Here is a 4108-nt window from a genome sequence, read left to right on the forward strand (position 1 = left end):
CAGGGCATTGAGCTGCTTGCGGGCCTGTCGGGCCAGAAAAAGTGCCTTCTCTTCCAGTGCTCTTCCTTCCAGTGCCATTTGCTGCCGCGCCAGATCCAGCGATGCCAGAAACCAGTAATGGGGACTCGTAGACTGGACAAGCGCCATAGCTGCCGCTACCCGTTCTGTATACGGGAACCCCTTGCGGCAGTGAAGCATAGACGTCTGTGTCAGCGATCCCGTCAGTTTATGCGTGCTCTGAGCCACACAATCGGCACCACAGGCCAGGGCATCTGCCGGCAGGTCTTCATGAAAAGCCAGATGCGCCCCGTGAGCCTCATCAACCAGTACAATCAGTCCGTGCTGGTGGGCAATCTGTACCATCTCTGCCAACCGTCCGGCCAGACCGTCGTAGGTCGGATAGGTGAAAAGTACAGCTTTTGCCTCCCCATGAGCCGCAATGGCCGCCTGCAGACTGGCCGGGTCAGGGCCGAGTGAAACTTCTTCCCTGCCGGCATAGCGGCTTTCCATATACGCTGGCATGGCCCCGCTCAGAATCAGGCCGCTCAGGACGCTGCGGTGGGCTTCTCTTGGAATAAGCACGGTATCACCGGGCCCGCAGACAGCCAGAATCATCGCTTCAATACAGGCCGTCGTCCCATTGACGGAAAAGAAAGTCCGTCCGGCACCATAGGCATCTGCCGCCAGTTCCATCGCCTCCCGGAGCGGGCCTTCCGGCTGAAATAAGTCATCCAGAGCGTACATAAGGCCCAAATCCTGCCGCAGCGCTGTTCCAAAAAGGGCCTGTTCCCTGCAAGGGGCTCCAGTCCCCAATTTATGCCCCGGCGTATGAAATGGCACCATCTGCTGCTGGCAATATTCCTCTAACGCATCGGCAAAAGGAGTTCTCTTCTGCGCTTCTTTATTCATGTCCAATCACTCCATGAAGACGCAGGAACGGCTGGAGCAGGAAATCCTGCCGCTCATAGTCTGCCTCCTGCATCCGGTCCAGCGACCGTCTCAGTGATCCGTGAAGTTCACACGTACGGAATTCTTCCGGCGTCACCCAGCGGTAATCACAGTGTTCGTGAGAAAGGCGTACGTCCTCCTTATCTGTCACAGCCGTAAAAATAACGCCGTTCAGAAACTGGCCGTCTTTTTTCTGATAACTCCATGTTCCTGCTGTCGCCAGAATCTGAATAGAAAGCCCGGTTTCTTCCATGACCTCCCGGCGTACAGCCATAGCAAAGTCCTCATCGCGCCTCAGTCCTCCGCCGGGAAATTCCCAGTGATGCAACCCTTCCGAATCATTTTTCTGCAGCACGAGCAGGCGGCCGGCATGAAAAATCATTGCCTTTACGCTCAGTCCCATATGCACCCGTTCTTCCTGTGCCATAGCGCACTCCTTTCTGCATCTTTCATATACAACTATAATAGATTATTTTAACAAATACGGGACAACAAAAAAAGCCCTGATTCGGCCATAACCGGGACCGGACACACAAAAAAACGCATCTCATCATTTCGATGCGTTTTTTTGTGTCGTATGAGCTTCTTTGATAATCAGCTGAGCCGTTCCATCGGACCGGGCATCCAGTTCGCTGTCTGCGCCTATAGGAATGCAGGCCTTATCCGCCCCGTGACCAAAGGGTAATCCCCGGGCAGCAGGCTTTCCGGCTTTCTTTGCATAATAGTCCAGCACTTCATCGGTCGTAAAATCACCGGAATCGTGGCCACAGTCTGTAAAATCGCCATAGACAATTCCTTCCACCTGCTGTAGCAGCCCATTTTGCCAGAGCTGATTCAGCATCCGATCGATGCGGTATGATTCTTCTCCCACATCTTCCAGAACCAGAATACAGCCTTTTCCTTTTAATTCATACGGTGTACCGGCAAGGGAGGCAACAACGGAAAGGTTGCCACCTATAAGCCTGCCGGAGGCTTTCCCCGGCAGCACGGTCTGTAAGACTCTGCCGGCCGGCATGGTCACAGCTCCCAGCGGCACCGAGGTGGTCACGGCCTTTTCAAACTGCTGAGAGGAATAGGGACTGCCCGGAAGAGTGATGAGCAGCGGGCCATTGAGCGTCACGAGACGGCTTTTCTCATAAAGCGCTGCCTCAAGGGCCGTAATATCACTAAATCCGATCAGCAACTTGGGATGGGCCGCAATCATGGCATAATCAAGCTGGTCCAGAATACGGGAACTACCATATCCGCCATTGAGGCAGAGAATAGCATCGATGCGATCGTCGCGGAAAAATTCATTGATATCAAAGGCCCGCTCCGAATCGGTACCGGCAAAATAGCCATACCGGTGCAGTGCCGACGGAGCCAGGCACGTTTTATACCCCATGGCATGGAGTGCTTCCAGATGGGGAGCCAGTGCGATATCTTCGCTATGTGTCGCCGGCGCAACGATGCCTATCGTATCACCGGGCCGAAGAGGGCGTCCTTTGACGACAGGCAAACCGTATGCACAGACTGGCACCACAATGACACTTGTCAGCAGGGATATCAGTACCACGGCCAGCAGACCATAAATACGAAAACGCCTCACGGTACATCTCCCACAGCCGGCATCACCGCCGGTCCGCGATAATACCGTTCCATGGCTTGTGCGTACTGGCCGGCATCATAGAGATACTTGCCGGTTTTTGCTTTATAGCAGAGATTAACCGCCACATAATCTGCCATCTGGCTGTGCTGTATCCGTTTGCTCATGGGAACAGCCTGCCAGGAATGCGTCCCTTCATCATAGACCCAGGCCTCTCTGCTCCGGTCTATCTTATAGGTAATCGTATACGTCCCTTCTATTTGTCCAGAATCTTCTTTAGAATTGAACATAGGGACTTTAAATACCCAGTCTCCTCCTTGTCCCGGTATCGTTTCCAGACGCGACAAATCAACATATACTTCGTATCCCATGCCGAAATTTACAGGCCGGTAACGGGAATCGGCGGCCAGCGGGCTCTTGAAATACGCTTGTACCGGCAGCACACTTCCAGCACCCAGACACAAGGCCAGGCTCATCAGGACGGCTGCCTTTTTCCATATGTTTCCGTTTCGTCTGCCATACTTGCCGTTTTTCATCCTATCTCCGCCTCTCTTATTTAATCTTCCGGCAGTTCCGGAGCATCTTTGACTTCATCCTGTTTATAGTATTTACGCAAAATAGCCATAAATTCCTTCCCTGTAATCGTTTCTTTTTCATACAGGAACTTTGCCAGCTCATCCAGAAGGGGGCGGTTATCGGAAAGAATTTTTCTGGCTTTGTTATGCTGTTCCTTGACGAGTGACACGACTTTGGCATCGATGTACTTCTGCGTTTCCGGTGCGCAGGCCAGAGACGTATCGCCACCCAGATACTTATTAGTCACCGTTTCCATAGCGACCATATCAAACTCATCACTCATACCATATCGGGTAATCATGGCCCGGGCCAGCTTCGTCGCCTGTTCGATGTCATTGGAAGCGCCGGTCGTCACCCGGCCGAATACGACTTCTTCCGCAGCGCGGCCACCGGTAAAGGTAGCTATCTTATTTTCCAGTTCTTCTTTGGAAAGAATATATTTATCCTGCTGATCCACCTGCATGGTATAGCCCAGAGCCCCGGACGTACGGGGAATGATGGTGATTTTCTGTACCGGTGCCGAATGGCTCTGAAGAGCAGCTACCAGGGCATGTCCGATTTCATGATAGGCCACAGTCCGCTTTTCTTCATCCGACAAAATCGCATTCTTCTTCTGATAGCCGGCGATGACGACTTCGATACTTTCTTCCAGATCAGCCTGGCAAACGGCATCCCGGTGGTCCCGGACAGCACGCAGAGCTGCTTCATTGACAATGTTAGCCAGTTCTGCCCCGGAAGCGCCGGCAGCCATACGGGCAATGGTGTGGAAATCGACGTCCGGCCCCAGACTAACCTTGCGTGCATGGGCCTTGAGGATGGCTTCGCGCCCCTGAAGATCTGGCAATTCGACAGGAACGCGGCGGTCAAACCGGCCCGGGCGCAATAGTGCCGGGTCCAGTGATTCCGGACGGTTGGTAGCCGCCAGAATGACGACACTGTCATCGGCATCAAAGCCGTCCATTTCCGTAAGGAGCTGATTCAGCGTCTGTTCCCGTTCAC

The 4108-nt window shown here is 53.4% G+C and carries 5 protein-coding genes; all 5 read right to left on the reverse strand.

The window, feature by feature from the left end; all coding sequences use genetic code 11:
- Positions 1 to 909, reverse strand: a 909-nt coding sequence (locus DBO31_RS03770) for an aminotransferase class I/II-fold pyridoxal phosphate-dependent enzyme (RefSeq protein WP_150824479.1), incomplete at its 3' end; no start/stop codon positions are given.
- Entirely contained in the window at positions 902 to 1375 is a 474-nt protein-coding gene (locus DBO31_RS03775; protein WP_075581807.1) for an NUDIX domain-containing protein, read from the reverse strand. The genes DBO31_RS03775 and DBO31_RS03770, both read right to left, overlap by 8 nt.
- Before the next feature lie 123 nt (positions 1376 to 1498).
- Positions 1499 to 2536 (reverse strand): LD-carboxypeptidase, encoded by a 1038-nt coding sequence (locus tag DBO31_RS03780; protein WP_234995377.1) that lies wholly within the window; start codon positions 2534 to 2536, stop codon positions 1499 to 1501.
- On the reverse strand, positions 2533 to 3069 hold the full coding sequence (locus DBO31_RS03785; protein ID WP_234995378.1) for a hypothetical protein: 537 nt from the start codon (positions 3067 to 3069) through the stop codon (positions 2533 to 2535). Before DBO31_RS03785 ends, DBO31_RS03780 begins: the two co-directional genes overlap by 4 nt.
- A gap of 20 nt (positions 3070 to 3089) precedes the next feature.
- On the reverse strand, positions 3090 to 4108 hold a 1019-nt coding region (locus tag DBO31_RS03790; protein ID WP_150824480.1), incomplete at its 5' end, for an ATP-dependent metallopeptidase FtsH/Yme1/Tma family protein.

This window comes from Megasphaera sp. DJF_B143, from assembly GCF_900320625.1.
In the GTDB taxonomy this organism is placed as follows: domain Bacteria; phylum Bacillota; class Negativicutes; order Veillonellales; family Megasphaeraceae; genus Megasphaera; species Megasphaera hexanoica.

Excerpts from the sequence above, each read along its gene's own strand:
- DBO31_RS03775 (WP_075581807.1), bottom strand. The coding sequence starts at position 1,375 with ATGGCACAGGAAGAACGGGTGCATATGGGACTGAGCGTAAAGGCAATG.
- DBO31_RS03785 (WP_234995378.1), bottom strand. The coding sequence starts at position 3,069 with ATGAAAAACGGCAAGTATGGCAGACGAAACGGAAACATATGGAAAAAG.